The 26,156-nt window shown below is 63.0% G+C and carries 28 protein-coding genes; 6 read left to right on the plus strand and 22 right to left on the minus strand.

From position 1 onward, the window contains the following. The first annotated feature begins 344 nt into the window (after nucleotides 1-344). Nucleotides 345-1,064 carry a GOLPH3/VPS74 family protein gene (locus E3T61_RS07045; RefSeq protein ID WP_241992436.1) on the plus strand — a complete coding sequence of 240 codons (720 nt, stop codon included), beginning with the start codon at nucleotides 345-347 and terminating at the stop codon, nucleotides 1,062-1,064. 14 nt (nucleotides 1,065-1,078) lie between these two features. Here E3T61_RS07045 and E3T61_RS07050 read toward each other — a convergent pair whose 3' ends face one another. The 4 genes from E3T61_RS07050 to E3T61_RS07065 all read right to left on the minus strand — a co-directional run bounded on the left by E3T61_RS07050 (nucleotide 1,079) and on the right by E3T61_RS07065 (nucleotide 5,122). Further along, entirely contained in the window at nucleotides 1,079-3,286 is a 2,208-nt protein-coding gene (locus E3T61_RS07050) for an FtsX-like permease family protein (protein ID WP_166793170.1), read from the minus strand. Nucleotides 3,287-3,294: 8 nt separating this feature from the next. Next, entirely contained in the window at nucleotides 3,295-4,134 is an 840-nt protein-coding gene (locus E3T61_RS07055; protein WP_338145514.1) for an ABC transporter ATP-binding protein, read from the minus strand. Beyond that, entirely contained in the window at nucleotides 4,035-4,562 is a 528-nt protein-coding gene (locus tag E3T61_RS07060; RefSeq protein ID WP_134640178.1) for a PadR family transcriptional regulator, read from the minus strand. The genes E3T61_RS07055 and E3T61_RS07060 overlap by 100 nt, the downstream gene beginning before the upstream one ends. 62 nt (nucleotides 4,563-4,624) lie before the next feature. Next, the gene (locus tag E3T61_RS07065; RefSeq protein ID WP_134640179.1) at nucleotides 4,625-5,122 is read right to left on the minus strand and encodes a CGNR zinc finger domain-containing protein; all 498 of its coding nucleotides are present in this window, start codon (nucleotides 5,120-5,122) and stop codon (nucleotides 4,625-4,627) included. 87 nt (nucleotides 5,123-5,209) lie between these two features. Between E3T61_RS07065 and E3T61_RS07070 the strand changes: the two genes are divergently transcribed. Continuing rightward, nucleotides 5,210-6,070 (plus strand): alpha/beta fold hydrolase, encoded by an 861-nt coding sequence (locus E3T61_RS07070; RefSeq protein WP_134640180.1) that lies wholly within the window; start codon nucleotides 5,210-5,212, stop codon nucleotides 6,068-6,070. A gap of 8 nt (nucleotides 6,071-6,078) precedes the next feature. Here the strand turns inward: E3T61_RS07070 and E3T61_RS07075 are convergent, their stop codons facing one another. The 4 genes from E3T61_RS07075 to E3T61_RS07090 all read right to left on the minus strand — a co-directional run bounded on the left by E3T61_RS07075 (nucleotide 6,079) and on the right by E3T61_RS07090 (nucleotide 10,457). Continuing rightward, nucleotides 6,079-7,113: a CNNM domain-containing protein gene (locus E3T61_RS07075; protein WP_134640181.1), complete on the minus strand. Its 1,035-nt coding sequence runs from the start codon at nucleotides 7,111-7,113 to the stop codon at nucleotides 6,079-6,081. Continuing rightward, complete coding sequence (locus E3T61_RS07080; RefSeq protein WP_134640253.1) at nucleotides 7,110-8,516, minus strand: hemolysin family protein; 1,407 nt, start codon at nucleotides 8,514-8,516, stop codon at nucleotides 7,110-7,112. The genes E3T61_RS07075 and E3T61_RS07080 overlap by 4 nt, the downstream gene beginning before the upstream one ends. A 247-nt stretch (nucleotides 8,517-8,763) precedes the next feature. Next, nucleotides 8,764-9,594, minus strand: a complete 831-nt coding sequence (locus tag E3T61_RS07085) for an SDR family oxidoreductase (protein ID WP_198418649.1) — start codon at nucleotides 9,592-9,594, stop codon at nucleotides 8,764-8,766. An 86-nt stretch (nucleotides 9,595-9,680) separates the two neighbouring features. Next, nucleotides 9,681-10,457 carry a MerR family transcriptional regulator gene (locus tag E3T61_RS07090; RefSeq protein WP_134640182.1) on the minus strand — a complete coding sequence of 259 codons (777 nt, stop codon included), beginning with the start codon at nucleotides 10,455-10,457 and terminating at the stop codon, nucleotides 9,681-9,683. 208 nt (nucleotides 10,458-10,665) lie between these two features. Between E3T61_RS07090 and E3T61_RS07095 the strand changes: the two genes are divergently transcribed. Both E3T61_RS07095 and E3T61_RS07100 read left to right on the plus strand, forming a co-directional pair. Continuing rightward, the gene (locus E3T61_RS07095; RefSeq protein ID WP_134640183.1) at nucleotides 10,666-11,232 is read left to right on the plus strand and encodes a small multidrug efflux protein; all 567 of its coding nucleotides are present in this window, start codon (nucleotides 10,666-10,668) and stop codon (nucleotides 11,230-11,232) included. Between the two features lie 452 nt (nucleotides 11,233-11,684). Beyond that, nucleotides 11,685-12,437 carry a MerR family transcriptional regulator gene (locus E3T61_RS07100; RefSeq protein WP_134640184.1) on the plus strand — a complete coding sequence of 251 codons (753 nt, stop codon included), beginning with the start codon at nucleotides 11,685-11,687 and terminating at the stop codon, nucleotides 12,435-12,437. Nucleotides 12,438-12,478: 41 nt separating this feature from the next. Here E3T61_RS07100 and E3T61_RS07105 read toward each other — a convergent pair whose 3' ends face one another. From E3T61_RS07105 to E3T61_RS07115, 3 genes are read right to left on the minus strand one after another with little or no spacing between them, the layout of a single operon-like run. Further along, nucleotides 12,479-13,096, minus strand: coding sequence for a response regulator (locus tag E3T61_RS07105; RefSeq protein WP_134640185.1), 618 nt, complete (start codon nucleotides 13,094-13,096; stop codon nucleotides 12,479-12,481). Next, the gene (locus E3T61_RS07110; RefSeq protein WP_241992442.1) at nucleotides 13,093-14,169 is read right to left on the minus strand and encodes a sensor histidine kinase; all 1,077 of its coding nucleotides are present in this window, start codon (nucleotides 14,167-14,169) and stop codon (nucleotides 13,093-13,095) included. The genes E3T61_RS07105 and E3T61_RS07110 overlap by 4 nt, the downstream gene beginning before the upstream one ends. Nucleotides 14,170-14,228: 59 nt before the next feature. Then, complete coding sequence (locus tag E3T61_RS07115) at nucleotides 14,229-14,474, minus strand: hypothetical protein (protein WP_134640187.1); 246 nt, start codon at nucleotides 14,472-14,474, stop codon at nucleotides 14,229-14,231. Between the two features lie 102 nt (nucleotides 14,475-14,576). On the opposite strand from E3T61_RS07115, the gene E3T61_RS07120 reads away from it, so the two are divergent. Next, a complete protein-coding gene (locus E3T61_RS07120) occupies nucleotides 14,577-15,248 on the plus strand; it encodes a stage II sporulation protein M (RefSeq protein ID WP_198418650.1) in 672 nt (223 codons plus the stop codon). 185 nt (nucleotides 15,249-15,433) lie between these two features. On the opposite strand, the gene E3T61_RS07125 is transcribed toward E3T61_RS07120, so the two are convergent. From E3T61_RS07125 to E3T61_RS07140, 4 genes are all read right to left on the minus strand, one after another. After that, a complete protein-coding gene (locus E3T61_RS07125; protein WP_134640188.1) occupies nucleotides 15,434-16,171 on the minus strand; it encodes an alpha/beta fold hydrolase in 738 nt (245 codons plus the stop codon). A gap of 206 nt (nucleotides 16,172-16,377) precedes the next feature. Next, nucleotides 16,378-17,961, minus strand: a complete 1,584-nt coding sequence (gcvPB, locus tag E3T61_RS07130) for an aminomethyl-transferring glycine dehydrogenase subunit GcvPB (RefSeq protein ID WP_134640189.1) — start codon at nucleotides 17,959-17,961, stop codon at nucleotides 16,378-16,380. After that, nucleotides 17,961-19,361: an aminomethyl-transferring glycine dehydrogenase subunit GcvPA gene (gene gcvPA / locus E3T61_RS07135; RefSeq protein ID WP_134640190.1), complete on the minus strand. Its 1,401-nt coding sequence runs from the start codon at nucleotides 19,359-19,361 to the stop codon at nucleotides 17,961-17,963. Before gcvPA ends, gcvPB begins: the two co-directional genes overlap by 1 nt. A 43-nt stretch (nucleotides 19,362-19,404) precedes the next feature. Next, nucleotides 19,405-20,553 (minus strand): ATP-NAD kinase family protein, encoded by a 1,149-nt coding sequence (locus E3T61_RS07140; protein WP_241992444.1) that lies wholly within the window; start codon nucleotides 20,551-20,553, stop codon nucleotides 19,405-19,407. Nucleotides 20,554-20,681: 128 nt separating this feature from the next. Here E3T61_RS07140 and E3T61_RS07145 point away from each other — a divergent pair, with 128 nt between their 5' ends. Next, nucleotides 20,682-21,275, plus strand: coding sequence for a TetR/AcrR family transcriptional regulator (locus tag E3T61_RS07145; RefSeq protein ID WP_198418652.1), 594 nt, complete (start codon nucleotides 20,682-20,684; stop codon nucleotides 21,273-21,275). Here the strand turns inward: E3T61_RS07145 and E3T61_RS07150 are convergent. The 7 genes from E3T61_RS07150 to E3T61_RS07180 form a co-directional block, all read right to left on the minus strand. After that, on the minus strand, nucleotides 21,272-21,844 hold the full coding sequence (locus tag E3T61_RS07150; protein WP_134640192.1) for a septum formation family protein: 573 nt from the start codon (nucleotides 21,842-21,844) through the stop codon (nucleotides 21,272-21,274). The two genes, E3T61_RS07145 and E3T61_RS07150, sit on opposite strands and share 4 nt — an antisense overlap. After that, nucleotides 21,844-22,071 (minus strand): hypothetical protein, encoded by a 228-nt coding sequence (locus tag E3T61_RS07155; RefSeq protein WP_134640193.1) that lies wholly within the window; start codon nucleotides 22,069-22,071, stop codon nucleotides 21,844-21,846. Before E3T61_RS07155 ends, E3T61_RS07150 begins: the two co-directional genes overlap by 1 nt. A gap of 29 nt (nucleotides 22,072-22,100) precedes the next feature. Then, nucleotides 22,101-22,808, minus strand: coding sequence for a CPBP family intramembrane glutamic endopeptidase (locus E3T61_RS07160; protein ID WP_134640194.1), 708 nt, complete (start codon nucleotides 22,806-22,808; stop codon nucleotides 22,101-22,103). A 65-nt stretch (nucleotides 22,809-22,873) separates the two neighbouring features. Then, nucleotides 22,874-23,659: a MerR family transcriptional regulator gene (locus E3T61_RS07165; RefSeq protein ID WP_134640195.1), complete on the minus strand. Its 786-nt coding sequence runs from the start codon at nucleotides 23,657-23,659 to the stop codon at nucleotides 22,874-22,876. Between the two features lie 321 nt (nucleotides 23,660-23,980). After that, a complete protein-coding gene (locus tag E3T61_RS07170) occupies nucleotides 23,981-24,595 on the minus strand; it encodes a response regulator transcription factor (protein ID WP_134640196.1) in 615 nt (204 codons plus the stop codon). Then, entirely contained in the window at nucleotides 24,592-25,755 is a 1,164-nt protein-coding gene (locus tag E3T61_RS07175; protein WP_134640197.1) for a histidine kinase, read from the minus strand. Before E3T61_RS07175 ends, E3T61_RS07170 begins: the two co-directional genes overlap by 4 nt. Further along, nucleotides 25,752-25,994: a hypothetical protein gene (locus tag E3T61_RS07180; protein WP_134640198.1), complete on the minus strand. Its 243-nt coding sequence runs from the start codon at nucleotides 25,992-25,994 to the stop codon at nucleotides 25,752-25,754. The genes E3T61_RS07175 and E3T61_RS07180 overlap by 4 nt, the downstream gene beginning before the upstream one ends. Nucleotides 25,995-26,156: the final 162 nt, after the last annotated feature.

Raw genomic sequence — 26,156 nt, forward strand, 5'->3', positions numbered from 1 at the left:
ATTCTCGCCGCGTGCCCCGTTGTCGGAGGTCCTGCTCATCGTGTCTGCTTCCAGTCTTCAGTGGGCGTGCCGAGTCTCGCCGGATCGGTCGATCCCCCTCGCAACCGCCGAGTGGAACTGCCCACAGTCAACGCCATGCCCTAGGGGCAGAGTCAAATGACCTGACGACACCGACCCCGCGCCCCAACGGCGGTGGAGAGTCGCTGTCTTGGGCGAAGGCTCACGATCGGGCTTGACTGTGCCCCTAGGGCATGGTCTTTACTGTGTTCTCTACCGAAAGTGGAGGACACAATGCTGGGGACGAGACGTTTGCATGCTCAGATCGCCGTCGACGGAGGGATGAAGTGAGCGACGATGCTGCGCACGTCCCGTCGGATGGCACGGCTGTCAACCCAGCTGCCGAGGCGACCCTGCCCGAGGCACTCATGCTGCTTCTGTTCAACCCCCGGGACGGCACCATCGCCGGTGAGGGGCTGCCACTGATGTATACCCTCGGCGGAGCGATGCTCACCGAACTCGCTCTTCGAAAGAACATCGAACTCGACGGTAAGCGCAGCGTGCGCGCTGTCGGGGACGCTCCGGCGGATCCGCTTCTGGGAGGAGCCTGGGATCGCATACCGTCTACTGCGAGAGGCATGAGATCGCTCGTAGTGGATATCGGCACGCGGTCGCGGGAAACCACGTTGAACCGGCTCGTGGACCGGGGGGAGATCCGCCGGGTTCCGCACCGTTTTCTGGGGCTCTTTCCGACTCATGCACTTGAAGGCGGCGACACCGATACACGGGAACGCCTGCTCGGCCCCGTTCGGGCGGCGCTGGTAGACGGCGCCGCGGCGGATGGCCGCACAGCTGCGCTCATCGCGCTGCTCTCGGCGAGCAATAGCCTCCCCGCGATGCACGCCGACATCCCGTGGTCCGGTGGCATCTACACTCGGGGCAAGGAGTTCGAACGCGGCGAGTGGGGCGCGAAGGCCGCTTCGGACATCATCGTGGCCTCCCTCGTCGCGCAGGTCGTGTCCACTGCGTTCGCGACGACTTTGGCCACGCTGGCGCGTCCGGACTAAGACGCTGCTATCGATTATTCGAAACGGGTGGATGTGACCTCGGTATTGCGACGAATGGCGCCGAAGGTTGTCACCACGGCTGCCGCGGCGAGCGCGGCACTGGCCACCAGGGCCACCAGGAAGAGTGGATCGGGCCAGCCAATCGTTCGCGTACCGTTTGTGAGTCCCACCAAAATCAGCTGGGCAACGGCAAAGCCCAGCCCGATGGAGAGCGCAACGACCGCGAGCAGCGGAACGGCGGCCTCGTAACTCACGATGCGGCGAAGTGAGCTGACGGGCATGCCCAGAAGCCGAAGGAGACCAAGAACCCGCTTGCGGTCGAGCACGGCAGCAACCGCGGAGATCGCCAAGGAGAACGCCGCGATGAAGGTGGCGACACCGATCCCCAAATAGGCGAGGCCTGCATAGCTGGCGGCCATCTTGTCGAAACCTGCGGCGTGAAGCTCAGCGACTGTACCCGAGGTCCCCTGTGCGATCGGGCCGAGTGACGAGAGCGTCAGCGCCGTACGAGCTCGCTCCAGGGCAGCCATGGTTCCGTCGGTGCCGACCAGGACCACACTCGCGAACAACAGGCTCTCGCCGGTCACGGTGTCTGCGAGCACTGGTTCATATGCTGCTGGTCCGTCGACGGCGGACGTATATCCGTATGGGAGGCCGAAGAACTCTCCCGAGGGCAGGTTGTCAAAGCCGAGTGCTTGGGCAGACCCCGCCGATAGGACGAACATGCCATCAAGCGACCGGTCGGAACCATCGGTGGTGAACAACGTGGCGACCTTGGTTACTCCCGGCACCCGTTCGACGGTGGCGAGGGCTGCATCCATGTCGTTGTCGAGCTTCTGGGCAGGTCCGAGTTCACCCGTGATGTTCTGGATGAGGGTGCTGCTGGGCACGGAACCGGCCACCGCAGCCGGTGGGGTCCCGGTGGTGGCGGCTCCTGCGAAGACCGAGACCATGAAGACAGCGATGACGAGGCCGCTCACCGCGCGGAAGGTGGCGGCAGGTGTGCGCCGGATACGGTTAGCAGCGATGACTCCCTCTGCTGACCTGCTGAACCGAGCCATCACCCGGCTGGCGAATAGCGTGAGGTACGGGCCGGCAACGATCAACCCCAATGCCGTCAGCACGAACCCGCCGATCATCAGCATGCTGACCATCGGAATGGGCACCCCCAACAGAACACCAAGCGTGGTCGAGAGCAGCGTTCCCATGCCCGCTGAGAGGGGCACTAACCGCACCCAGGTGGGGCGACGTTCCGCGATCTGTCGCGTGGCGCCCAACGGTCCGATCTGGGTCGAGCGAATCCGAAAGATCGCGGTGAGGGTCGACGCGACAACAGTCGCGAGAACCACGGTCACCGATATCGGCACCGACACTGTCAGGTCTGAGGCGAAAAATGTCCCTTGGTTGACGTTCACCAGCGCCGCGAGCGGCCGCAGCAACCAAGCCAGAACTACGCCGGCCACTCCTCCGATCAGCGACGTCGCGGCTGTCTCCCACGCCGTGATCGTCGTGACCACCCGTGGCCCCGCGCCAATCAACCGCAGAGTGGCGAAGCGTTCGCGCCTTTGCGCAGCACCGAGCTGGGTCACAATGCTCACCAAAAGCAGGACTGGCAGGAGAACCGCGATCCCTCCGATCACGGTCACGGTTTGGTAGTTGCCGCTCAAGGGATACGCCCGGCCGTCGAGATCATTCACCAGCATCACGTTGCTGCGCTCGACCAGCGTGCCGGCCGGTCGGCCGGCCACGGCCGTGAGCGAGTCGGGGCTGGCCAACAACGCGTTGGGAATGACCCCGATCATCTTGCCGTAACGATCCCCGAGCGCATCCGCAGGTGCCGAGGCGACGAGGCTGCGCAGCGCGGGTGAGGCGTAGTACTCGCCGGACCGCGGTGTGGACTGCAGCCCATCGATGTTGAGGGATGTGGTGGGTGGCGCGGCGATGTTCATCAGCGTTATGGATCGACCGCGGTAGGAATCGCTCTCCTGGGTGACGAGCGCCTGCGAATCGCTCGGTTCAAAACTCGCAGCGAGATCGTCCGAATATGAGCCGTTCAGGTTCATCCACGACGTTCTTGTGTCCCTCGCAGCGAGGCCCTGATACGCCCCCCAGAGCAGGAGGAACAGCGTCACCCCCAGCATGACCCCTGCGGCGATGCCGACCAGCCTGCGCCACGAGCCGCGACTGCCGAGCAACGCAAGGCGCAGGATCGCAGGATTCACCGCTCCACTCATGGTGTCGCCGACGTAAGTGTCTGCGGTGCGTGGGCAGCGGAGAGCTGGCCGTCGCGGACGATAACCTCGCGGTCGGCATAGGCCGCCGTGCGGGGGTCGTGCGTGATCATCACCACGGTGGTTCCTTCCTCACGCACAAGATCCAGCATCGCGGTCAGCACGTTTTCGGCGGCCAACGAGTCGAGGGACCCGGTAGGTTCGTCCGCGAACAACACCATCGGTTTCATCACCAGTGCGCGCGCTATGGCCACCCTCTGCGCCTGACCGCCGGACAGCTCTCCCGGCAGCTGCCGAGCCTCTCCAGCCAACCCGAGCCTGTCGAGCCAGGCGGACGATTGACGGATGGCGTCAGCTCGCTTTCTCCCCGCGAGTAGCAGCGGAATGGTGACGTTGTCGAGTGCTGTCAGGTCAGGGAGCAACTGTCCGAACTGAAAGACGAAGCCGAACTTTCGCAGGCGCAAAGCGGCGCGTTCCGGCTCTCGCAGGACGCTGATCACTCTCGAGTCCACGGTCACAGTGCCGGCGTCGGGAACGATGACCCCGGCGAGGGCGTGCAGCAATGTCGATTTGCCTGAGCCAGACGGTCCCATGATCGCCACGACCTCACCGCGGTCAATGTCAAGATCGATGCCCCGGAGCGCTTGGGTCTGTCCGAATGTCTTCACAAGACCGCGGGCCTGAATAATCGGTGCGGCCCCGCCAGCGCTAGCCGGCTGGGCAAATACGGCTGGATTCGTCACAGTGTTGCAATCTCCTTCTTCAGCTGCGCGAGCCGCGCACCCGTTAGGTCTATCCAGCGAAGGTCTGCCTCGATGTGGAACAGCGCGTGATCGCACCGCAAGACGTGCGCCAGGGTGGCGCCGTGCTTCTCCCGAGTGAGGGCACGCATGCGTGCCATGTGTTCGGTCCGCTGGGCATCAAGGAGGACCTGAGCGTCATCGTCGACAAGCAGCGCGACGATGGTCTTTGCAAACAGGTTGCTCTGCAGCGCCGCCGACGGCACATCGGGGGTGAACATCCAGTCGGACACCCGTTGTCGCCCTTCGCCAGTGACCTCGTACTTCTTACGGTCTGGACCGCCCCCGGCTTCGCCTCCAAGGGCGACGATCTGACCGCTGCTCGCCATCCGCGCGAGTGTGGAATACACCTGCCCGAAAGCCAGAGGTTTGTGCGAACCGAAATAGCGGTCGTAGGTGTACTTGAGGTCGTACCCGTAGCTGGGTTGGACGCTGAGGAGTCCCAGGAGAGTTGTTGAGTTGTCCACGATCCCGACTATACGCAGAGTGTATAGCTACCGTCATCCTCCCAGCGGATGATCCGAGTCGCTCAGGCCGACCGCGTGCGGCTTGCGTACGCGCGCGCTTTCATCCGATTGCCACAGGTGGTCATAGAGCACCATTTCGCGCTGCCCGGACGGCTGTGATCCACGAGGAAGAGGTTGCATTCGACATTGGCGCACGGCCGCAAGCGACCGGGGTGCCTCTCGACGCTATCTGACCAGGCGAGCACGACCCGGACAGCGAGCAGATCATCCGCAGGTGCACGCACCTCCCACCTGACCCCGGAGAGAGTGACCTCGGGAGTGCGCACGACCTGGCTCAGTACCGCGGCCAGCGCAGCGACACCGGAGTTCGCAGGGTCCCGAATCACTGCGTGCACCGCCGCTCGCACCCGGCGAAGTTGAGAGACCTCAGGCTGCGAGCCTGAGCCTCCCAGGCGGCGGGCAAAGGTGCCACCGGCAACGCCATCAAGCTCGTCGATGACCGAACCATCGACAACCGGCGCGCTGTTCAGCACTGCCAGTAACAGGTCCTCATCGGTCACGGTCACTCTCCATCATCCATCCTGTCCACTGCGCTGCACCTATGCTACCGTCTCAATAACCACTAAAACAATCCAAAGGGGTTACTCATGGTTGCTGTCCACCACCGCACTGTCTCGATCGATGGTCTCGACGTCTTCTGGCGCGAGGCCGGTCCGACCGATGCCCCGGTAATCCTCCTGCTGCACGGATACCCGACGAGCTCACACATGTTCCGCCACCTCATCCCACTGCTGGCCGACCGCTACAGAGTCATCGCTCCCGATCACATCGGCTTCGGCCGCTCGTCAGCACCGTCCGTCGCCAATTTCGACTACACCTTCGACGCGCTGACCGCTGTGACACAGAGGTTTCTCAAAACGATAGGCGTGCAGAAGTACACGATCTACGTGCAGGACTACGGTGCCCCGATCGGCTGGCGCCTCACTCTCGCCGATCCCACAGCCGTTGAGGGTGTCATCTCCCAGAATGGCAACGCCTACGAAGAGGGCTTCGTCCCCGAGTTCTGGGACGCGATCTGGGCCGACGCGGCCGAACAGACGACGGAAACACGGGATGCACTACGTCCAGCCCTTGAGCGCACGGCCGTCGAGTGGCAGTACCTGCACGGCGTCCCCGACCCCACGACCGTTGACCCCGATGCCTGGGAACACGACCTCGCACTTCTGGGCCGGCCGGGACTGGACCTCGTGCAGCTTGCACTCTTCAGGGACTACGCGAGCAACCGCGCACTGTACCCCGCACTCCACGAGTGGCTGCGATCATCCAGTGTGCCCGTTCTGGCGATTTGGGGCCGGAATGACGAGATCTTCGCCGCGGCCGGCGCCGAGGCATTCAGCCGCGATGCCCCGCACGCTCGGATCGAACTCGTCGACGGTGGCCATTTCCTGCTCGAATCCGACCTGGATCAGGTGGCTGACACTATTATCGAGTGGCGCCAGGCCTTCTAGGCACTCGGTTAGCCGACCGTCACCGCCGCCGTTCCGTCGGTGCGAGGGAGCAGCCGCGGGAGCACGTCGGACAGGGTCACGATCCCCCGGAAAGCACCGGCGTCGACCACAACAACGAGCTGCTGGCTCGTCGCTCGCATCTGGGCGAGGACCTCGTACACCGGGGTCTCCCCCGGCAGTGCCAGGGCGGATCGTACGAACGGAGCGGCAGGGGCATCCAGGGCGTCGACCAAGGTGTCCCGAACATGGATGACGCCGGGGATGCCGGCGGCGAGGTCGCCGACGAGGATGCGCATGTGGCCAGACTGAGCAGCAGCACGCTGCACGTCGGCGACCGTTGCCTCGCGGGACACGACGGTGGGAGTGACGGTGACGTCGACGAGCTCGTCGAGGCGCAATGTCTCGAGTTCGATCGCGCCTTCCAGCTGGTTCTGGAACGAACTGTCGAGCATGCCCGTGCGGGCCGACAGCTCCACGAGGTGACGAATAGTCTCAGCGTTCTGTCCGCCGACGGCGGCACTCTCCACCGGCACGACACCGGATGCGGCCACCAGCTTGTTGGCGATGCTGTTCACCCAATGCAGCAAAGGGCGGAAGGGCCAGATGAAGATGCGGGACGGGATCCCGATCACCTTCGCCGCGGTCTCGGGGTGCGCAATGGCCCACGATTTCGGTGCCATCTCGCCCACCACGAGGTGGAGGAAAGTCACGATCAGGAGTGAGAGGGAGAAGGCGAGTACGCCAGCTGCCCACTCAGGCATCCCCCAGGCCGAGAAGATCGGCCCGAGCCAGTAGTCGAGCGCGGGCTTGGTGACGGCGCCGAGCGCGAAGGTACATACAGTGATGCCCAGCTGTGCGCCGGCGAGCATCAGGGTCAGTTCGTTCACGCCCTTGAGTGCGGCGCGGGCCGAGCGATTCGTCGCCGCGGTGGCCTCGAGACGGTGGCGGCGTGCGCCCAGTAGGGCGAATTCGATGATGACGAAGAACGCACTGAGCGCGATCAGTAGGACGGTGGCGATCGTGACGACAAGTCCATCGCTCATCGGTCAACCTCCGTGGTGTCATCGGCATCCCGTTCGGGACTCTTGTCGTCGCCCAGGGTCTCGATCAGGGTCACGCGTACTTCGTGCGGTACGTGGCGTTCGATGGTGAGGATCTCGATCTCCAGGGACCTATGTACTTCGTCGTCCCGCACCAAGTCGGCGGGGTCGTCGGGCAGCGGGACGTGGATGGTGTCTCCGGCGAGGGGCAGGCCGCCGCGTTCGGCGATGAGGAGTCCGGCGACGGTCTCGAAGTCGCCCTCGGGCAGCTCGTAGCCGATGGCGCGGTGCATTTCGTCGACGTGGACGTCGCCGCTCATGAGCCAGACGGAGTCGCCGTCGGGGTCGACGGATGGAGCGGAGGTCTCATCGTGCTCATCGGTGATCTCGCCGACGACTTCCTCCGCGAGGTCTTCGAGGGTGAGCACTCCGGCGAATCCGCCGTACTCGTCGATCACGCAGGCGAGTTCGTTGTGTGCACGGGTGATCTCGGCGAGGGCATCCGGCAGCTTGGTCAGCGTGGACAGTACGACAGCAGGCTGCATGAGTTGTGTCACGGGGGCGTCCACGGAAAGAGTTGTACCGAGCACGTCGGCGAGTTGCACCACGCCCAACGGCTGGCTCTCATCGTCCACGACCGGGTAGCGGGTGTGCGCACGCGCCATCAACTGGCGCACCTCACCGATGGTGGTGTCGGGGCGCACCGTGGCGACGAGCGAACGGGGAATCATCGCGTGTTCCACGTCCTGCTCGGGGAACTCGAGGATCCGGTCAAGCATCAAGGACAGTTCCGCGGGCAGGTGACCACTGTCGCGGGAGTCCGAGACGATGCGTTCGAGGTCCTGAGCCGTGGCGCTGGAGTCCACATCGTGCACGGGTTCGATGCGTAGCAAACGCAGCAGGGCATTGGCCGCGAAATCGAAGACGGCGATCAGCCATCCGAAGACTGCCAGGTAGATGGTCGTCGACCGGGCCAGGCCGCGCGCCAGGGGTTCAGGGTTCGCGATGGCGAGGTTCTTGGGGTACAGCTCACCGAAGATCATCTGCACGACTGTCGCGAGCACCAGGGCGACGACAGTCCCGAGGGTGACACTGACCGCCATGGACACGCCGACCCCGCCCAGGAGAGTGCCGAGGGATTCGCCGATAAGCGGCTGCGCGACGAAGCCGACGAGTAAGCCGGTGACGGTGATGCCCAGTTGCGCTCCGGAGAGCATGAACGACGTGCGCTTGGTGACGGCGAGGGCGCGGACAGCCGAAGCGTCCCCCGCCGCCGCTCGGGCACCGAGCCGGTTGCGGTCCACCGACATGTAGGCAAACTCCTGGGCCACGAAGTAGCCGTTGGCCGCGATGATCACCAGGGTGATCACGATGCCGAGCAGTAAGAGGAGCAGGGTTTCGATCATGAGAACGTCACCCCACCACTCGGCGATCGAAGCTCTCGCGTTCGAAGTGAAGTCGTGCATGGCCGGTCAATGGCCCGAAGGGCCAAGGCTGGTGAGCCCACAGTAGCGGTCAACGCCTTTCGAGGTGTGTCCAAATGAGAAGAGTTCCCATTTTACTGAGCGGTTCCTGTGGAGAAGCAGGACGTGGAGGTCGCTGCCCGAGGACCATGAGATCACACTGACCTCTGCGCCGCGCATCGGCGCGCACCTAGGAGATGACCATGCCGCCATCGGCTGCAAGATTGGCCCCGAACACCGACGCCGAAGCTGGCGACGAAAGGAAGACGATCACGTCGGCGATTTCGTTCGCTGTGGCCGGCCGCGTCGATGGAGTCGACTGAGCGAACGTTTCCATCTGGCCCCTGAGGTGCTCATTCGCCGGTGTCAGAACAACCCCGGGGCTGACCGTGTTCACCCGCACGCCGGACGATGCGTATTCCGCGGTCCAGCCGCGGGTCAGCGACTCCAATGCGGCCTTCGATGCGCTGGTCAACGCGATTCCGGGCACGGCCTTGCGTGCGGCCGCCATCGACACGTTGACGATCGACCCGTGACCCCGTTCCGCCATCCGGGGAGCGATGCCCGCGGCCAATAGGTATGGAGCGCGCACGTTGACGGCGAATACAAGATCGATTTCCGCGGCAGAGTTGTCCGCGCTCGGAGTGTACGACTGGGCCTGGAAAGCGTTGTTCACCAGGACGTCCAACCCGCCGGTTATCGCCTCGGCGTCCAAAGCCAACTGCGACACTTGCCGTGGATCGGCGAGATCCGCCAAGAGCAAGGTGGCTCCTCCGCCGGCAGCTCGAACTTCATCGCAGACGGCCTCGCCACGAGTCGCGTCTCGACCGTGCACGACCACGTGCACACCAGTCCTGGCGAGAGCGAGCGCGGTCGCTCGACCGATTCCGCTGGTTGAACCTGTGATCAGGGCAGTACGGGGTGGACGGATGGTCATGGTTGGCATAAGCCTCTTTCGAATCGGGTGAACTGATGGGTTAGGAGCTGGGGAGGGCGGCGAGGACGTCGTTGAATGCTCCATTTGCACAACCAACTGAGCTCGACGGGGTGTGCCCCGGCGGGCTGGCCGGCACGTCGTGATGCAGAAGCGCTATCGCTTTTCCGGGATCATCGATCATCGTGGTCTCCACGATCGAGAGTGTTCGACGTCGGGTCACTGCTCTCGGCGGCCAGCTCGGTTGCGATAACGCTCGCGCGGGCGAGGACGTCCAACTGCGACTCGCTGTACAGCTCCACTGCTGTTTCAAGGAGTGTCTCTTGGGTGATGCGCGAACCCCTCGGATGATGCATCGCCGGGTCGACCAGCCATCGACAGTCGGTGATGTGTTGAGCCAGCTGCGGGGCAAGCGCCTCGGCGAGTTGTTGCCGGGTGGCGGAGTCAGCGTCGGGAGGCAGCGAATCGAATTCGACGCCGGCATCCTCCGCCTCCGCCTCGACCATCTTTTTCAGGTCGGCCATCGCTGACTCGTCGTAAAGCTGCGACAACACAAGCATGAGGGCGCGCTCCGGCTTGGACAGCCTGCCGGCGAGGTGCGCAAATCCCGGCGGCACACCGGTGGCCGTAGTCCCGTCCAGGATCGCCCGGATCTCGGTGCGCGCACGAATAAGTCGGTCGATGCTCACGCTCAGGTCCGCGTCGACTGCCAGCAAGGCCGCCGACCGTGTCTCTCCGCCGAGACCCAATGACTCGATCTGCGCGAGTGGAAGATCGAGGTCGCGGAGCCGCCGGATCTGCAGCAGCCTCACGAGATGGCGGGCACCGTACTGTTTGTACCCGTTTGACCTGCGCTCTGGCTGCTCGAGCAGCCCGGACTGGTGGTAATGACGGACCGTGTTCACCGTCGTTCCGGCAAGATCTGCCACCTCGCGTGTGCTCCACGCCATCACAGACTCCATTCGTTGGGTAGCCTCCGGGATCACCGGCTCGACTAGTGACATCTAGTGAAGACGGTGTTCCCGCCACGTGGTCAAGGGCGCCCGCTGTGGGGAGGGGTCGCTTGACCATGTGGCGGGAACATGGTCTTCACTAGATCTGTCTCACGCCGCCGGCCGCACGGCCGGCACGGATAGGGACTCTTGAGAAAGGTATGACATGGACAATCCCTACGAGTGGTTGCGGAGCGCGATCGAGCAGGTGCCCGACATCCTCCAACCGTTGATCGTCGCTCTCGCCGGCGCGATCCCGTATATCGAGGGCGAGGGCGCGACGGCGTTTGGAATCCTCGCAGGAATCAACCCCGTTGTGGCCGCGATCGCAGGCGCGACCGGCAACATCCTCTGCGTCCTTGTCGTGGTGTTCTTGGGGTCACGCATCCGTGAGGGCGTCGTTGCGCGGCGTGCGACGAAGCCCGTGCTGGTTGCTGCCGGTGGACTCGACTTGCCCGCAGACGCCCCCGACGCCGCCACCGACACCGCCGCGAAGCCGACCGGTCGTGCGAAGGGCCGGGCGCGGCTCCGCCGCTGGATGGTCAAGTTCGGAGTCCCCGGCGCGAGCATCCTCGCCCCTCTCGCCCTGCCTACGATGCTGACCGCCGCGTTCTTCGTTGCTTCAGGCGTCCCGAAAGGGTGGGTCGTCATGTGGCAAGTCATCGCGATCGTCCTGTGGACAGCTCTTATCGCGATCGTTGCGTCCGGCGCCCTAGCGCTCCTCGGCTGGTGAGGATCGCAGCGTACGGAATCATGACCGGGCGCGAGTCGACCCGCCCTCGTTGCTCGTACGCTACCTAGTCAGCTCAGCTCTTGAGAACTTCACACGGGGCACCATGGTGGAAAAATGCGTCGTCCGACGCATGCGCGACGGCTTCGTCGCCTTCGGTGGCGACCCAGTCGATCGTCACACCGTTAGCGAGCGTCATGCCCGCGGCCCGGGAGCGCTCGGGCAGAACGCGGTGCAGGTGGAGCGATTACCATCTACGTAATGTTCACGGACGCCAACGCAGCACCTGTATGGTCGCATCACGGCCATGGACCTCTGTTGATCGGTGGCGAGGGTGAGCGTCGCCCACTCCGCCCTGCCACCACGACCGACGACATCCTGAGGATGGCGCAGCCCATGCGTACGATCGAGTCGCCACCCACCATCGCTCGGTGAAATCACAACTAGGAGCTGACATGACGTGGAGTACACGACAACTCGCGGGATTGGCGGGAACTACGGTCAACACAATCCGTCATTATCACAATCTCGGGCTCCTCGGTGAGCCGGAACGTCGGTACAACGGGTACAAGGAGTACGGGGTATTAGACCTCGTGCGCCTCCTTCGGATCCGGCGGCTCGTCGACCTGGGAGTTCCACTCGCGCAGATCGGCGAGGGGAGCTCCAGCGCCGAGATAACTCCGGATACGCTTCGGGACGTCGACGCGGGCCTCGCCGCAAGCATCGCGGATCTGCAGAGCGCGCGCGCCGAAATCGCCGCCGTCCTCCGAGACGGCGCGCCCGCGGACGCGCCACCGGGTTTCGCGTCGGTTGCCTCTCGACTTTCGGAAGCCGACAGCTCGATCATTCACATCTACACGCAGGTCTATGACGCGGACACTCTCGCTGACCTGCGGAAAATGGTCGAGTCCGACGATTACGCGATCAATGACGAGCTGAACTCCCTTCCGGCCGATGCAGACGAAACGACCAAGCAACGACTGGCCGAGAAACTCGCGCCAACTCATGCACGAAATCTAATCGACTATCCCTGGTTGAAAGACCCGAAGGCCCGCCTATCGAAGTCCACACAGGCAGACGAACAGACAATGGTCGAGGCGGTGCTCGCGCTGTACAGCCCGGTGCAGCTCGATGTACTGCAGCGAGCCGCATTCCTCGCCGACGCACTGCTACAGGATGAGAGCATTACGTCAGACGACCCGGAGTAGCATTGCGCGTCATCGTCAGGTCGATGAAGGAGCGCTGACGGTCACAGCCAGCCGCGATCGCGGGCTGCCCTCGCTGCGTCGTGCCTGGTTGTGGTCGCGGTCTTCTGGGTTGCATACGAGAGGTAGTTTCGAACGGTGCCAGGTGCGAGGTGCAATCGCCTGGCGATGTCCTTGACCGAGTACCCTTCGCGCGTCTCCCGTAGGACTTCGGCCTCGCGTTCAGTCAGTGGCGAGTCGTCGACGACCGAGGCCTCGAGGACATCGTGTGCAATCCAGCGCTGACCATTGTTCACCTTGCGGATGACCTCGGCGATCTCCTCCGGGTCAGCGCCCTTGCTCATGAAGGCCTGCACCCCGAGCTTGAGCGCGCGCCGGAGGACACCCTGTCGCGCGTGCCGGGTGAGCATCAGCACGCGTTGCTCGGGGGTCTCAAGGAGGATCGACTTGACTGCCTCGAGGCCGTCCATCTCAGGCATCTCGAGGTCAATGACAAGCACATCCGGATAGAACTGACGCGTCGCGGTCACGGCCTCTTTGCCGTTCTCCGCCTGCGCCACGACATCGATGGTGCCGTCGAGAGTGAGGACCGCCGACAGGGCCGCCCGTAACAGGTGCTCGTCATCGGCCAGAATGATCCTGATCGGATCCGCCTCACTCATCTGTTGCCCCCGGTCCCACTGCTTATGATCTCGGGATCGATCCGAGCGGACACGACAAACCTACCCGGTGATCGTTCGACCAGTAGCGCGCCGCCGGCGCTCTCCACGCGTTCCCGAAGGTGTGCGAGTCCCCTCAGCGGGGAGACGCCCGTATCAACCGCGCCGTCGTTGGCGACCTCCACAGACCGCGGCGATGCGGTGATCGTGACAATGGTCGGACGCGCATGGCGAAGCAGGTTGGTCGTGGCTTCCCGCAATACCTGTGCCAGCAGGGGATGTGCGGCACTCGCGCCTGTGTCATCGAATTTCACCTCGACGGCCACATTCGCAGCCTCAACGAGCTGCTTGGCGTTCTCGATTTCGGCCACCAGATTCAACTCATAGCGCGCATATGTCAGCGCTCTCGTTTCCGCGATCGTGTCGTCGACGAGTCGGCGGATCTCTCTGAACTCCGTCTCGGCTCGGTCGGGATCGGCACGAACCACACGTCGGCCGAGTGCGGCTTTGAGTTTGATGACATGCAGTGAATGGCCCTGGATGTCATGGAGGTCACCTGCGAAGCGCATCCGCTCACGCGCGACCGCAAGCTCTGCCTCTGTTTCCTGCGCGCGTTCGAGCCGCCGCACGACCTGCCAGGCCTGCTCGCTGAGCAAGATCACCGCGATGATGAATAACGTCCCGAGAGCGGGTAGCGCAACGTACTCGGCGGCGAGAGCCCAACTCGCGGGCTGGAAGACGAATGAGCTCGCCCCGATCGTCGCGACCGCGAGCGCGAATACCGCGATCCATAACCGGCGTCTGCGTGTACGCGCGAGCAGGAGCGCGCCGATGAGCGCCATCGGCACGAAACCGATCGGGCTCGAGGTTGTCAGCGCCCCGATGATCCACGACGCAGCGGTGAACATGAACGCAAGGATTGCCAGGCGCGGGTACCCATCTAAGCTCCATTTGCGCAGCAGTGCGAGGGTGACCACGAACCCTAGAACAACGGTCAACCCTTCCGACCAGGAAGTCGCGGTGAGCGCGATACCGATAATGCTCAGGGGCGCGATGGCAACGACAGCCGATACCATCGCCACCCGACGCATTCGCGTGATGCTGGGCGCCTCGCCCTGTGCGCGGTCGTCGATGGTTAGCTCCAGTTCCCGGCGTCCTGCCGCTTGATCTCGCGGCCGACGGGGCGTTTCGCGATCAATGCCGCGATGGCGAACCCAAGGCCTACGTACTGTAACGCCCCGTTCCGGAGGAATATGTCCACGATGTTCGTCGGAAGGGTCATGAAGAGGCCGAAGTCGAAGTAAAAGAAGCCGACGTAGGCAAGGAAGACGGTTGCGCCGAGGACAATGATGGCGTTTAGCGCCAGATCGAGGAGTTTCATGAACTCCACGATCGCGTAGGCGGAGTGCCGACGGTAGTGATGCAGTGTCACATCATTGTGATGACGTCTCGCCACTGCACCCGCGCTGGATGCTGGGGTGTGATGGGACACATGACATCACTACCTGATTCCAACGCAACTACCGAGCGTCCGCCGCTCTGGCGGCGCCCCTTTGCAATCGTCCGCGAGAACATGCGTGTCTACCTGATTATCAACCTCGCCACGTACGGCTTGGCTATCATCGGCTTCCTGATCGGACTCGCATTTCCTGCGCTCACTGCGGCCAAAGGCGAGGCGCTGGTTGAAGACGGCACCGTCGAACTCGTGAGCTGGCTGGTGAACATCCCGCCACTGTTCGCCCTGGTGATCCTCGGAGTCAATGTCTTTCGGCTCAGCCTGCTGACCATCGTGCTGCCGTCGCTCATCGTGCCTTTCGCGGGGCTCGCGTTTTTCGGATACTGGGCATTCCAGATAGGCATCACACTCGTGCCGACCTCCTCGCAAGGGTGGGTGGCGCTCATCCCCCATTCCCTGACCTTCGTCATCGAAGTCCAGGCCTATATTCTCGTGGCCCTCGGCGCATACCGCCTGGGAACGAGTTGGCTGTTCCCGCGCAGGATCGGAGCCCAGAGTCGCCGCAGGGGCTACGTTCTAGGCCTGAAGCAGATCGGTCTTCTGGCGCTCCCCGCGTTGGTGCTTCTCATCGTCGGCGCGGTATGGGAGGCGTACTCGCTTCGGTACTTCGTGCACCCGCTCATTCAGATGCTCCTGTAGGTGTCCTCAGCCGTCTCGTAGTGACCGGGGACGAGCCGCGGCGGCCGTCAGCCACAAATTGCCAGGCGGGGACGGCTAACGCCGGCCCCGTTGTGGATTCGAGGGCAGCGTCTCCCACCGGCGCTCAATCCGGCTGCGACGACGACAGTCGGCGTAGCCTTCGGCGACGAGTGCCGCAAAACAAGTCACCTGTGCAGTAATTCTGTGATTGCTGTGAACACGATGTCAGGCCTGTCGCGGTGCACGGAATGCGAGGTGCCTTGGGCCATCTCGTACCGCCCGTGAGGCATGGACCCCGCTAGGATCGGGCCGTCATCGGGGCCCACAGACGGAGCCCCCATGGCTGGGTCGGCGCCGATGATCAGCGTAGTCGCACTCACCAGAGCGAGTTCGGGCGACAAGCTCCACGGCAAGTTGGCCTCGATCGACTGCCGTACGACGTCGGCGGTGACCTGCTGAACGTCGCGCACCTTCAGCTCAGCGGTCTCCCGCGACCACAGCGGGTTGTGCCGCATCACGTCGTCAACCACGACATTACTGAGCGCGCCGAGATTGTCGGCGAGGGCATCCTCGGCGGCGGCCTGGGCAAGCTCGATCACAGGATCGAGCAGCAGCATCCGTTTCGCCCAATGCGGGTTGCTTGACGCGATTCGCACTGCGATAGTTCCCCCGAGCGAGTGCGCCACGACCAAGTCCCAGCCGCCCGCTGGAGCGGCGATGGCCAAGACGTCTGTGGCGTAATCGTCGATTCTGAAGCCACTCGAACTCGGGTCTTCACCATGCCCGCGCAGATCAGGCGCCGTGACAATCGCGCCGTGTTCGGAAGCCATTCGGGCGAGGGGCGCCCAAGTATTCCCCGAGGAGGTGAGCCCGTGAAGAAACAAAATGGCCGATCGCGCTAGTCGAGCTTTCATTGGTTCCATCTCTGCCCGCCCAACGACGGACTCCTCCCAGGACTCTACTGGTGCATGTGCACCGTGCAGCCGTGCTCCTTGAACGCTAGTCGAATGCTCGGTCACCCCAGGAGGTCCGCTCCATTGGCGACTTCAGCGCGAGCCTCGGCGCACCGGCCGTGGTGGTCACGGTCGGTGCGCCGTCGGCTGGCGTGCTGCGGCCGTCCGCAGCGGCTCTACGAAGCCGGGTCGTGCGGCCCGGCGCCTAACGCTCCGTTGTTGCGCTTCTTCAGGAACGCGCGCCAGGTCATGGCTCGGCTGGAAGGATCATCGGTCATGCCCGCCTTCAGCCGATGAATCGCCTGATTGTGGGGGGAAGTCTTGACCAAGCCGGGATCGGAGTAGGCCTCATCTGAGATTTGAGCCAGCACTGCGATCCAGCGATCGAGCGCCTCCTTGCCGTACATCTCCCCTGCTTCTGGGGTGAAAGGCTCAGGCACGAGCCATGGCTCGTGACTTGTCCACATGGCATCAATGCCGAAGTCCGTCATCCGGTTTTGAACATCGTGCACATCAACGCCGGTGTCCTCTTTGAGCTGTTGAAGTGAATAGCGCGTCATCTCGAGGCGCGGCGTCGAAGCATTCGGGTGCGAGCGAGTGACCCCACGAATCGCGAGCAGGCCTTTCTCCATGTAGTTGTTGGCGAGAACGGAGATATCCGATGCCTGTGCGATCCCTTCTGCACCCATCGAGCGTGACCAGGCATAGGCCTTCACGATGACGGGGAGGTTACCCCAGAACTCGCGGATCTTGCCTATGGTGTGCGGGCGGTCGTAGTCCAGGTGGTATCGATCACCGTCGTAAGTCACGACCGGTGCCGGCAGGTAACGCGCCAGCTCCTCCGAGCAGCCATAGGCACCAACTGCCGGGCCGCCGACGCCGCTTTTCGGTGCGCCGAAGGTCTTGTGGAGCATGAACATGCACGCATCGAAGCCGATCTCTCGCGCACGCAGTTTTGACATCGCGCCATTGAAGTTCGCGTGATCGTAGAAGGCCAAACCACCTGCTTCATGGACGATGCGAACCCATTCCTTCATCTCCGGGTTGTACACCCCCATGTCGTCGGGGTTGTTGACCATCAGCGCCGCAGTGCGATCCGACACGGCTGCCTTCAACGCGTCGAGCGACGGATAGCCGTTTTCGTCCAGCATGAGGGTAATCACCTTGAAGCCCGCCGCGGCAGCGGTGGCTGCGCTGCTGGGGTGAGTCTGGATCGTCGTGATGATCTCATCGCGCTGCGCCAATTCGCCGCGGGCAGCGTGGTAAGCCCGGGTGATCACCGCACTGGTGTACGCCGCGTCCGCCCCGCCACCGGCCTGAAAGACAAACTGGTCCATGCCCGAAAGCTCTCGCAGAATGGTGTCCATGCCATATACGACCTCGAGCGCCCCCTGAAGGGTATCTTCATGCTGAAGTGGGTGAAGCTCGGTGACCTCCGGCCGCCAAGCCATGGCTTCATTGATCTGTGCGTTGTACTTCATTGTGCACGTTCCGAAGATGCTCATCCCCATCATGCCGAGTGTCTGCTGCGACAGGCGGAGGTAGTGATACAGCACTTCCGGCTCCGTCATCTCGGGCAATGCCGGGGCACTGCGGCGACGCATGGAGGCTGGAATGAGAGCCTCTGGTTCCGGAAACCGTTCGCGTATGTTCGGCTCGGCTTCGGAGAACAGGAGACCGCGGCGACCTGGATATCCCAACTCCATGATGCTGGATTCGTTCCAGACAGGAGCGTGATACTCCTTCAATTTCTCGGTCATTATGCGATCGCCTTCCTCAGCGCGCCTGACAGGCGCTCGATGTCTGCAAGAGTGTGAATTTCGGTAACGCTATAGAGCGCGCTCTGGCCGAGCTCGGGAAATTCGGTCGATAGGTCTTTGCCACCAAAAATGCCGTCGTCGAGCAGTGTGCGGTTGACCTCGGCGACGCTCTTGTCAGTCGCATTGAAGCTGACGACGAATTCCTTGAAGAACCCGGCAGGAAAGTGCACGTCCACCCCGTCGATCTCGGAAAGTAACTGCGATGCGTAATGGGCTCGTTGCAAGATCTGCGCGCCGATTTCCTCGAAACCGCGCGGTCCCATCATCGCCATATATGCGGTCGCAGCGATCGCCCACATGTACACCGAGTGTCCGGTCCAGTCGTTGCCTTTGTCCCGCAGCCCGTAGGAGGACTGATGAAACAGGCTGAGACCAAAGCCGTGCTCACCCGCCACGAGTGTTTCGGAAATACTGATGAGCAGTGCGGGATATTCGGCCGCGTAACGCGGGTCGTCGCTCGAGGCTATGAATCCGCCGGCGCCGCCACCGGCGTGCATGCGTACGCCGAGCGTCTGGATCGTGCCCACGACGATATCTGCACCATAATCGGCAGGTGCGGACAGCACGCCCAGTGAGATCGGATCGACGCCGACGATTGTCTGCGCGCCGGCGGCGTGTGCAATGGCAGCGATCTCCGAGCCTCGGCTCTCGATCACACCGAGATAGGAAGGAACCTCGAAATAGACGGCGGCCGTCTGGGGTCCGACAGCCTGGTGAAGATCTTCCATATCGATTTGTCCGGTCGCGGCATCGAAGTCGACAAGCCGGATTCCGATGTGGCTCGCCATTTCTGGTGGCTCACAAAAATTGCGGATGACGGAAAGTCGCTCCGGATCGATCGCACGCACGATGACGACCTCGTTGCGCCCCGTCAGCCGAGCAGCCATGCGCAGTGCGTGGCCGGCCGCTGTTCCCCAGCTGCGCACAGGTAGGCCGACGAGATCCATATTGAGGAGCTCTCCGAGCTGACTGCAAAACTCAAACCAGGCCTGGTTGCGCCCGTGATCGGAGCTGGGCTCCCCAAAGACTGAGGTGAGCCACTCGTTGCGGCGAACGATCTCGTCGACTGCAGCAGGGACATGATGTTGCCAGATGCCTGCGCCCAGGAAACTGAGATTGGTTTCCGCGGTCGTGTTCTTGGACAGTGTGCGGATCAAGTGGCGACGAAGCTCGTTTTCGCTCAGCCTCGGCGGCAGGTTGAGCGGCCGCTGCAGGCGATGATCTTCGGGGATTTGCACAAACAGCTCCTCCACGCTGTCGACGCCGATTGAATCCAGCATCTCGCGTTGTAGCGCGGGAACTGAGTTCGCCATGTAGGGATGCGGGGTGGGAACGCTCATCGAATATCTATCTCCTTGTTTTTGTCACGAAGGGACACAGGCCTCATGCCTGCACCCGGTAAACCGTGTCCTGTTCCAGACCGGTCCGAACTCTGATGTGTCCGGTAAGCATCGTGTCGACTTCCGCATCACCGGTATCCACGCGTAGTGGCTCACCGTCGAGGGAAATCAGTTTCTCCAGAGCGGCGACGACGATGATGTGGTCCCGGCCGGTGCGCCGAATGACTTCCGCGCTGATCTGCTGATTGCCGCGGCCGAAGAGGCTGCCCTGTCCCCCGAGGACTCCGACTACGAGGTACGATTCCCGGTCCGCCATGAGGCGCAGGAGTCCCTGCTCGTCGAGATCCCGCCCGACAAGCCGGCCGTCAAGAACAGCATCCACACCCAGCAGGGTGGACGGAAGACCAAGGGATGTGGAGACCCGCCGCGTCGTTGTCCCCGGTCCGAGAACATACAGAACACCTGAGCGCATCCGTGCCGCCACCTTCCGGGCGATCGCGTCTAGCGTCGCCTCCTCGCCGGGTCCCGCGCCGGCCTTCGCGTTCTGGGACAGGCGCCGTTCGTAGGGGCTGAGGGCGTAGCCGTAGAGCCGGGCCGAAACCCGATCCTCACGGATTGCGTCTTCGTCAAGATCCATGACCTCAGCTTCTCGAACCGCCGCGGCCGAATCTCGGGCCAGATGCAACGCGGCAAGTTGTCCGGCGTTTTGCGGGCTCGTTCCGAAAACCGCCGAGTGCATCTTCACTCCGGCCGGAATACCGAGCATGGGAATATGCTGCGCTTTGGAAGCGAGGACGTCACGCGCAGTCCCGTCTCCGCCGACGAAGAGAATGAGATCAACGCCCGCTTTCGACATCGCGGCGACAGACACCTGCGTGTCCGCGCTGACCGTGTCGACCTCTTCGGGCCGGTGGACCACCAGAGGCGTGAAGCCGACGGCACGAGCAGCAGTCTCACCCATGTCTTCGCCTGCGGTGAGAACCCGCAGTCCTGGCATTGCGGCGGCCAACCGGGACAGCGCAATGTGCGCCCTCTCTGACGCCTGCGGCTGCGCTCCACGGCGCCTGGCTTCTTGAACCGTCGCGGCACCGTCCGACCCCTTCAGCCCTACGCGTCCACCCATGCCAGCAACAGGATTGATAATCAGGCCGACGGTGATTTCTTGTCGATTCTCAAGTATTTGAGTCGTCACTTTGGTCAAGTCACCCGATCTGGCGTGGCGCCCGTCGTAGTTTGGCGTACATTGTGTATATCAATTCATAGTTGACATACATGATGTATGTCAAGAGGAACGGGACTATGGGACGTACGCGAGCCGACATGATCATCGAGACACGGGCCAAGCTCATCTCAGCAGGGCGAAGAACCTTCGCTGCGAAGGGATACGCCGCTACCTCACTAGAGGAGTTGACTGCGGAGGCGGGCCTGACCCGCGGTGCGCTCTACCATCATTTCGACGGCAAGCGCGGCCTGCTCGAAGCCGTCATCGACCAGATTGACGCGGAGATGACCGAGCGACTCCTGGAGATCTTTGATCAGTCAGAGTCACGCTGGGAAGGATTCACCAACGAACTCGTTGCCTACGTCGAGATGGCCACTGAGCCCGAGATTCAGCGCGTCGTACTCTTGGATGGTCCGGCCGTTTTGGGCGATCCATCGCACTGGCCGCGTCAACTGACCTGCCTGCAGATGACGATGGGCAACCTTCAACAATTGATGGAGGAAGGCTCGATACGCACCGTCAACGCTGAAGCGATGTCGCACCTGATTAGCGGAGCAGCCCTGCTCGGCTCCCTGTGGATCGCCAATACCTCGGATCCTGAACGGGCCTCCCGAGAATTGGTCGAAAGCCTGATGGTTTTGCTCTCCAGCTTGCTTCCACTTCCGCAAGGGTCACGGCCCGCATGGCCCTAGTAACCCGCACCCCGAAGCGACACGGTCAAGCTGTCCGAGGGGTTCCAGATCAAGCAGGTGACCCTCCTGTCCGCGTGCAGGTTCCAGCTGCTCTCGGACGGGTACATCGGTAGGAACTCGAACACCGAGTCTTCGTAGCGGACGCCGACGAAGTCCGCGAATTCCTGTCGGCACAGACTGTTAGCGAGCTCTTGGGTGGTGGCCTCACCGGGATACTCAGCGCCGTCGCTTCCGTCTAGCGTGACGTGTGCATAGGCCTCATCGTCATGTGTTTCGTTGCAGGGAACGACGGACTCTGGACCAGTCGGACCGTCTTTCCTCACATCGACGCATTGGCCTACCTCGGGGTGGAAGAGCTGGGCGTCGGCGTTGGAACGCTCAGGAGCGGGGATCGGGACCGCTGAGGGCGTGTCTGAAGGCACGGCACGTTGGGCCGTGAATTCTTCAGCGACATCCGGTCGCTGGCCCACGCATCCGCTCACGCCGACAACGAGCATCCCCGCCAGCACTGCACCGAGGGCACGGCGGGCTCCGCTGACCATTCTTTCTGAGAACACGTGTCCAACCATCAACTAACGCTCGGTCGCGCCACCCGGCGTTTGCGCCTGGCCCTGAGGACCGCATCGGCCACGAGAATCACGATACCGCTCCCCGCCGCCGGTCGGCCGAAGAAGTTCAACCCGCCGGCGCCGATATTCGCGTCGTTGGCGTACGGGTCTGTGATGACCCACGCGAGTGTGAGCATCGCAAAACCGATGGCGAGCAGCAGCGTTCCTGTGGTTCTGAACATGGTCATTTCGATTCCCCTCGTGTTGCCGTGTCTGGTCAGTTGATGGCGGCGGCGATGATGACGGGAAGTATGAGGGCCGCTGTGTTGTTGACACCGTGCAGCACTACGCCGGGCCAGATCGAGCCGGACCAGCGGAACAGGATGGCAGTGACAATTCCGACGAGGAATGCTGCGACCATGACCGGATTGATTCCGTGTGCGACCGCAAAAACGGCAGCACTCCCGATGATGCCGACCCATGGGCCCAAGCGGGCGAGCAGCGTGTTCGCGACTACGCCGCGGAAGAACGCTTCTTCTCCGATCGGGGTGATGATCGAACCGGCCACGAAGGTGACTAGGAGCGACATCAGACCTCCCGCTGCTCCGGCCTGGTAGGTCGTTTGAATGTTCTGAGCATCGCCGCTCATCACTATGTAGAGTCCGCTGCCAATTGATCCCACGGCGCAGACGACAATTCCCAGCGCAGCGCCGACGATCAGGTGTCGTTTTTTCGCGCGGCGAATTCCGAAGGCGGACAGTCCCCTGATGCGAATAACGACGGCGGCCGCCAACGCGATCATGCCCATCAGTCCGGAAACTACCAGCCCGACGACACCCGCGGTCGCGTCATCCTCGATGAGGGGTAAGGCCACCGCGACGAGGGCATACGACGCGGCGAAGGCCGCCGCGCCGGCGACAAGTTCGGGCCATCCCGGCGTGGTTTTTTGTCGTACAACGAGCTGGTCATCGATGAAAGTGGTCATTTGGTACTCCTGGTCGTACTTCGTGGGGGGAAAAATCGGGCTGCCCGGTAACAGCCGGGCCTTACCTACACGACTGAGCCCCCCGCTGCCGCCTTCGCGTCGAGAGCCGCTTCCAGGTCAGCGAGCAGTTTCGCATCCTCCGTGGCGATGAGATGAGCGCGGTACAGCACTTCGAGCTGCGCGGAGTTGTACAGGTCCTGAGCAGCCGCGGCCAGGGTGTTCCTGGTGAACACGGTGCCGCGCGATCCCATGGAAGCAAGATTCATGAGCCTCGGATACTCCTCGACTGCACGGCGCAGGGCTGGGGCAAGAGCCGCGCCCAGACGCTGACGGGTGGCCCGATCGGCGTCCCCCGCGAGTCCCTCGAACTCAGCACTTGATTCAGTACGCGGCTCGTCACGTATCATGCTTGCCAGTTCGCTCATGGCCGATTCGTTAGAGATCCTCGAGAACACCATGATCATCGCGCGGTCGACCGGGGAAAGATCGACAGCGACATCGCTGAACTGCACCGGGAGTTCCGGGGGCGCTTTGTGCCGGAGGATCAGCGCAAGTTCGCTGCGGGCACGTTGCAGGCGTTGGATCGTGGCCTCAAGCTCAGCTTCAAGCACAATGATCACACCGTCGGCGTATTCGTCGGAGCGGCCAAGGGCGGAGATCTGCGCCAATGGCACACCCAGTTCGGCGAGCCGCGTGATCTGCAGCAGGCGCAGGAGGTCGGCGACTCCGTACTGTTTGTATCCATTCGGCTTTCGCTCAGGCACGTCCAGGAGCCCGACCTTGTGATAGTGCCTGACGGACTTGATCGTTGTGCCCGCGAGTTCTGCTAGTTGGCTAGTGCTCCATGCCATGCTGTTTTTCTCCGTTCTTCTCGGCCGTGAACAAGCCTGATTCGACGCAGTGCGAAGCCGAACACGATCGCGTTGAGGATGAGAAAGGCACGGAGATTTCCACGGTGGTCTGGAAAGGCTTGCGGTGGAACCGCGCCTGGTCTGTCATACCTTCAATTGCACTCGACCCTGCGACCTGGCTGTAGTACCGCCGTGTCACCGAGACCTATGACACAGCGTCACTACCGGACACCGATGCTCGCCTTCTGACGTGCGGCTTGGCTCGCTGTTCGCCTCGTACGAAGCAGGGCGTATCCGGTAGAACCGGACGCCACCCTGTAATTAGAGCCAGCCGCGTTCGCGGGACAGGCGGGCGGCGTCGTAGCGAGTGGAAGTCCCGGTCTTCTGCATGCTGCTCGAGAGGTAGTTGCGAACCGTACCCGATGCCAGATGCAGCCGTTTGGCAATGTCCTTCACGGAGTACCCGTCGCTCGTCTCGCGCAGGACGTCGACCTCGCGATCGGTGAGCGGGTTGTCGTCAACGACGGAAGCCTCAAGCACATCGTGTGCGATCCAGCGCCCACCCTCGTGCAGATGCCGGATGACGTCGGCGATTTCTTCGGGGTCGGCCGCCTTGCTCATGAACCCGCGCACTCCGAGCTTCAGGGCACGACGGAGGACACCGGGTCTGGCGTGGCGGGTGAGCATGAGAATCGTCTGCGTGGGCAGGTCACGCAGGATCAATTCGACGGCCTCGAGACCATCCATCCGGGGCATTTCGAGGTCGATGACAAGTACGTGTGGCCGGCATCGCAGAGTCGCTTCGACGGCTGCGGCCCCGTCTTCTGCCTCGGCAACGATCTCGATCGCGCCGCTGAGAGGAAGCAGGGCCGCCATCGCCGATCGGAGCAATTGCTCGTCGTCCGCGAGCACAACACTGATCTTGTCGCCCGTCATCGTGGTACTCCCCCGGCTTCAGCGGTCGGGCGAGGAGAATCGTTGTTGTCTTCGGCATCGAGGATTGCCCAAACGGTAAACCGACCGGGCGACCGGCGGGTATGAAGTTCGCCGTTTGCGAGCTCAATGCGTGCACGCAGGCGGGCGAGTCCCCTCAATTCGGATTCGTGGCCGTCGGCGACTCCGTCGTTCTCTATCTCGACACGACCCGGCGACACCGTGATCGACACGTGGCGCGGGCTGGCATGGCGCAGCAGATTCGTCGTGGCCTCGCGCAAGAGGTGTGAAAGCAGCGGATGAACCGCGATGGCTGGACCGCTGTTCTGACGTACCTGCACGTCGATCCCCGCGGCTTCGCACAGCCGTCGCGCGTTTTCGAGTTCGGCCGAAAACTCAATCTCGTGCCGGGCGTATGCCAGCTCCCTGGTCTTCCGGATCGTGTCGTCGACGAGCCGGCGAATCTCCCCAAGTTCGCTCTGCGCCCTGTCCGGGTCGATCACAACGAGCCGCTGCGCGAGCGCCGTCTTCAGTTTGATGACGTGCAGGGTGTGTCCTTGGATATCGTGCAGATCCCCGGCGAACCGCATTCGCTCTTGAGCGATCCCGAGCTCCGCCTCGGCCTGTTTTGCCCGTTCAAGACGACGCACGACCAGCCATGAGCGTTCGCTCACAGCGACGACACCGGCGATGAAGAGCGAGCCGGCAATGGGCAGGAGGATATACGAGTCGACGAGGTCCAGCGCGGGCGGACGTGTGATGAGAGCCGTGGCACCGACGAGCCCGACGCCGAGAGAAAACGCGATGGTCATGAGTAACCGATGATTCGGCAGCCGCGCCATCAGCAGCGCACCGATGAGCGCAAACGGGACAAACCCCAACGGGCCCGCCAACGTCAGGGCACCGACCAGCCAAGCGCAGCCGGCGTAGATCAGGACGAAGACCGCGCGGCGCGGGTACCCATCGAGGCTCCATTCCTTCAACACGACGAGGAAGATGAGGAGCCCAGCAACGACAATGAGCCCTTCCCACCAGGACTGGGCAGTGAGTACGACTCCGACAATGCTCAGAGGGGCGATCGCGACGATCGCTGTGAGCATCGCGATTCGACGCATGCGTCGTGTTGTCGCTGCGTCTCCGGTCCCGCGGTCGGTGTTGGTCACATCCGGCTCTCTGATTCTTTGCGCTTCAGCACCCTCATTACCGGAACCTTGGCCGCGAGCGCCGCTACGACCATGGCAAGGGCCACAAACTGGATGCCCTCATTCTGAATGAAGATCTCCGAGATGTTATCGGGCAAGGATGCGAGTACCCCATTGTTGTTGCGCAGCCCGAAGTAGGCGATGAAGATTGTGCCGGAGAGCGCCGTGACTCCGTTGAGGGCGAGATTGAGAAGTTTCATAGTCTGCAACTCTCCTCGCCGCCCGGTTGTGACGGTAGTGACACCGTGTCATGGATCCCGGTGACGCGGTGGCACTACGGCAGCAGTCTCGCTGACCGTGCTGCTCTCAGGATGCAGCGCGACGGCCACACCCCACCGCGACGGTCAAGCGGGCGTGAGGTC

It is taken from the genome of Cryobacterium lactosi (genome assembly GCF_004403945.1).
In the GTDB taxonomy this organism is placed as follows: Bacteria; Actinomycetota; Actinomycetes; order Actinomycetales; family Microbacteriaceae; genus Cryobacterium; species Cryobacterium lactosi.

What these genes read in the sequence shown, in the direction of transcription:
- E3T61_RS07070 (WP_134640180.1), top strand. Translation starts at nt 5,210, where the DNA reads ATGGTTGCTGTCCACCACCGCACTGTCTCGATCGATGGTCTCGACGTC.
- E3T61_RS07075 (WP_134640181.1), bottom strand. Translation starts at nt 7,113, where the DNA reads ATGAGCGATGGACTTGTCGTCACGATCGCCACCGTCCTACTGATCGCG.
- E3T61_RS07080 (WP_134640253.1), bottom strand. Translation starts at nt 8,516, where the DNA reads ATGATCGAAACCCTGCTCCTCTTACTGCTCGGCATCGTGATCACCCTG.
- E3T61_RS07085 (WP_198418649.1), bottom strand. Translation starts at nt 9,594, where the DNA reads ATGGAGCATTCAACGACGTCCTCGCCGCCCTCCCCAGCTCCTAACCCA.
- E3T61_RS07090 (WP_134640182.1), bottom strand. Translation starts at nt 10,457, where the DNA reads ATGGCGTGGAGCACACGCGAGGTGGCAGATCTTGCCGGAACGACGGTG.
- E3T61_RS07095 (WP_134640183.1), top strand. Translation starts at nt 10,666, where the DNA reads ATGGACAATCCCTACGAGTGGTTGCGGAGCGCGATCGAGCAGGTGCCC.
- E3T61_RS07100 (WP_134640184.1), top strand. Translation starts at nt 11,685, where the DNA reads ATGACGTGGAGTACACGACAACTCGCGGGATTGGCGGGAACTACGGTC.
- E3T61_RS07105 (WP_134640185.1), bottom strand. Translation starts at nt 13,096, where the DNA reads ATGAGTGAGGCGGATCCGATCAGGATCATTCTGGCCGATGACGAGCAC.
- E3T61_RS07110 (WP_241992442.1), bottom strand. Translation starts at nt 14,169, where the DNA reads ATGGTATCGGCTGTCGTTGCCATCGCGCCCCTGAGCATTATCGGTATC.
- E3T61_RS07115 (WP_134640187.1), bottom strand. Translation starts at nt 14,474, where the DNA reads ATGAAACTCCTCGATCTGGCGCTAAACGCCATCATTGTCCTCGGCGCA.
- E3T61_RS07120 (WP_198418650.1), top strand. Translation starts at nt 14,577, where the DNA reads ATGGGACACATGACATCACTACCTGATTCCAACGCAACTACCGAGCGT.
- E3T61_RS07125 (WP_134640188.1), bottom strand. Translation starts at nt 16,171, where the DNA reads ATGGAACCAATGAAAGCTCGACTAGCGCGATCGGCCATTTTGTTTCTT.
- gcvPB (WP_134640189.1), bottom strand. Translation starts at nt 17,961, where the DNA reads ATGACCGAGAAATTGAAGGAGTATCACGCTCCTGTCTGGAACGAATCC.
- gcvPA (WP_134640190.1), bottom strand. Translation starts at nt 19,361, where the DNA reads ATGAGCGTTCCCACCCCGCATCCCTACATGGCGAACTCAGTTCCCGCG.
- E3T61_RS07145 (WP_198418652.1), top strand. Translation starts at nt 20,682, where the DNA reads ATGATCATCGAGACACGGGCCAAGCTCATCTCAGCAGGGCGAAGAACC.
- E3T61_RS07150 (WP_134640192.1), bottom strand. Translation starts at nt 21,844, where the DNA reads ATGGTTGGACACGTGTTCTCAGAAAGAATGGTCAGCGGAGCCCGCCGT.
- E3T61_RS07155 (WP_134640193.1), bottom strand. Translation starts at nt 22,071, where the DNA reads ATGACCATGTTCAGAACCACAGGAACGCTGCTGCTCGCCATCGGTTTT.
- E3T61_RS07160 (WP_134640194.1), bottom strand. Translation starts at nt 22,808, where the DNA reads ATGACCACTTTCATCGATGACCAGCTCGTTGTACGACAAAAAACCACG.
- E3T61_RS07165 (WP_134640195.1), bottom strand. Translation starts at nt 23,659, where the DNA reads ATGGCATGGAGCACTAGCCAACTAGCAGAACTCGCGGGCACAACGATC.
- E3T61_RS07170 (WP_134640196.1), bottom strand. Translation starts at nt 24,595, where the DNA reads ATGACGGGCGACAAGATCAGTGTTGTGCTCGCGGACGACGAGCAATTG.
- E3T61_RS07180 (WP_134640198.1), bottom strand. Translation starts at nt 25,994, where the DNA reads ATGAAACTTCTCAATCTCGCCCTCAACGGAGTCACGGCGCTCTCCGGC.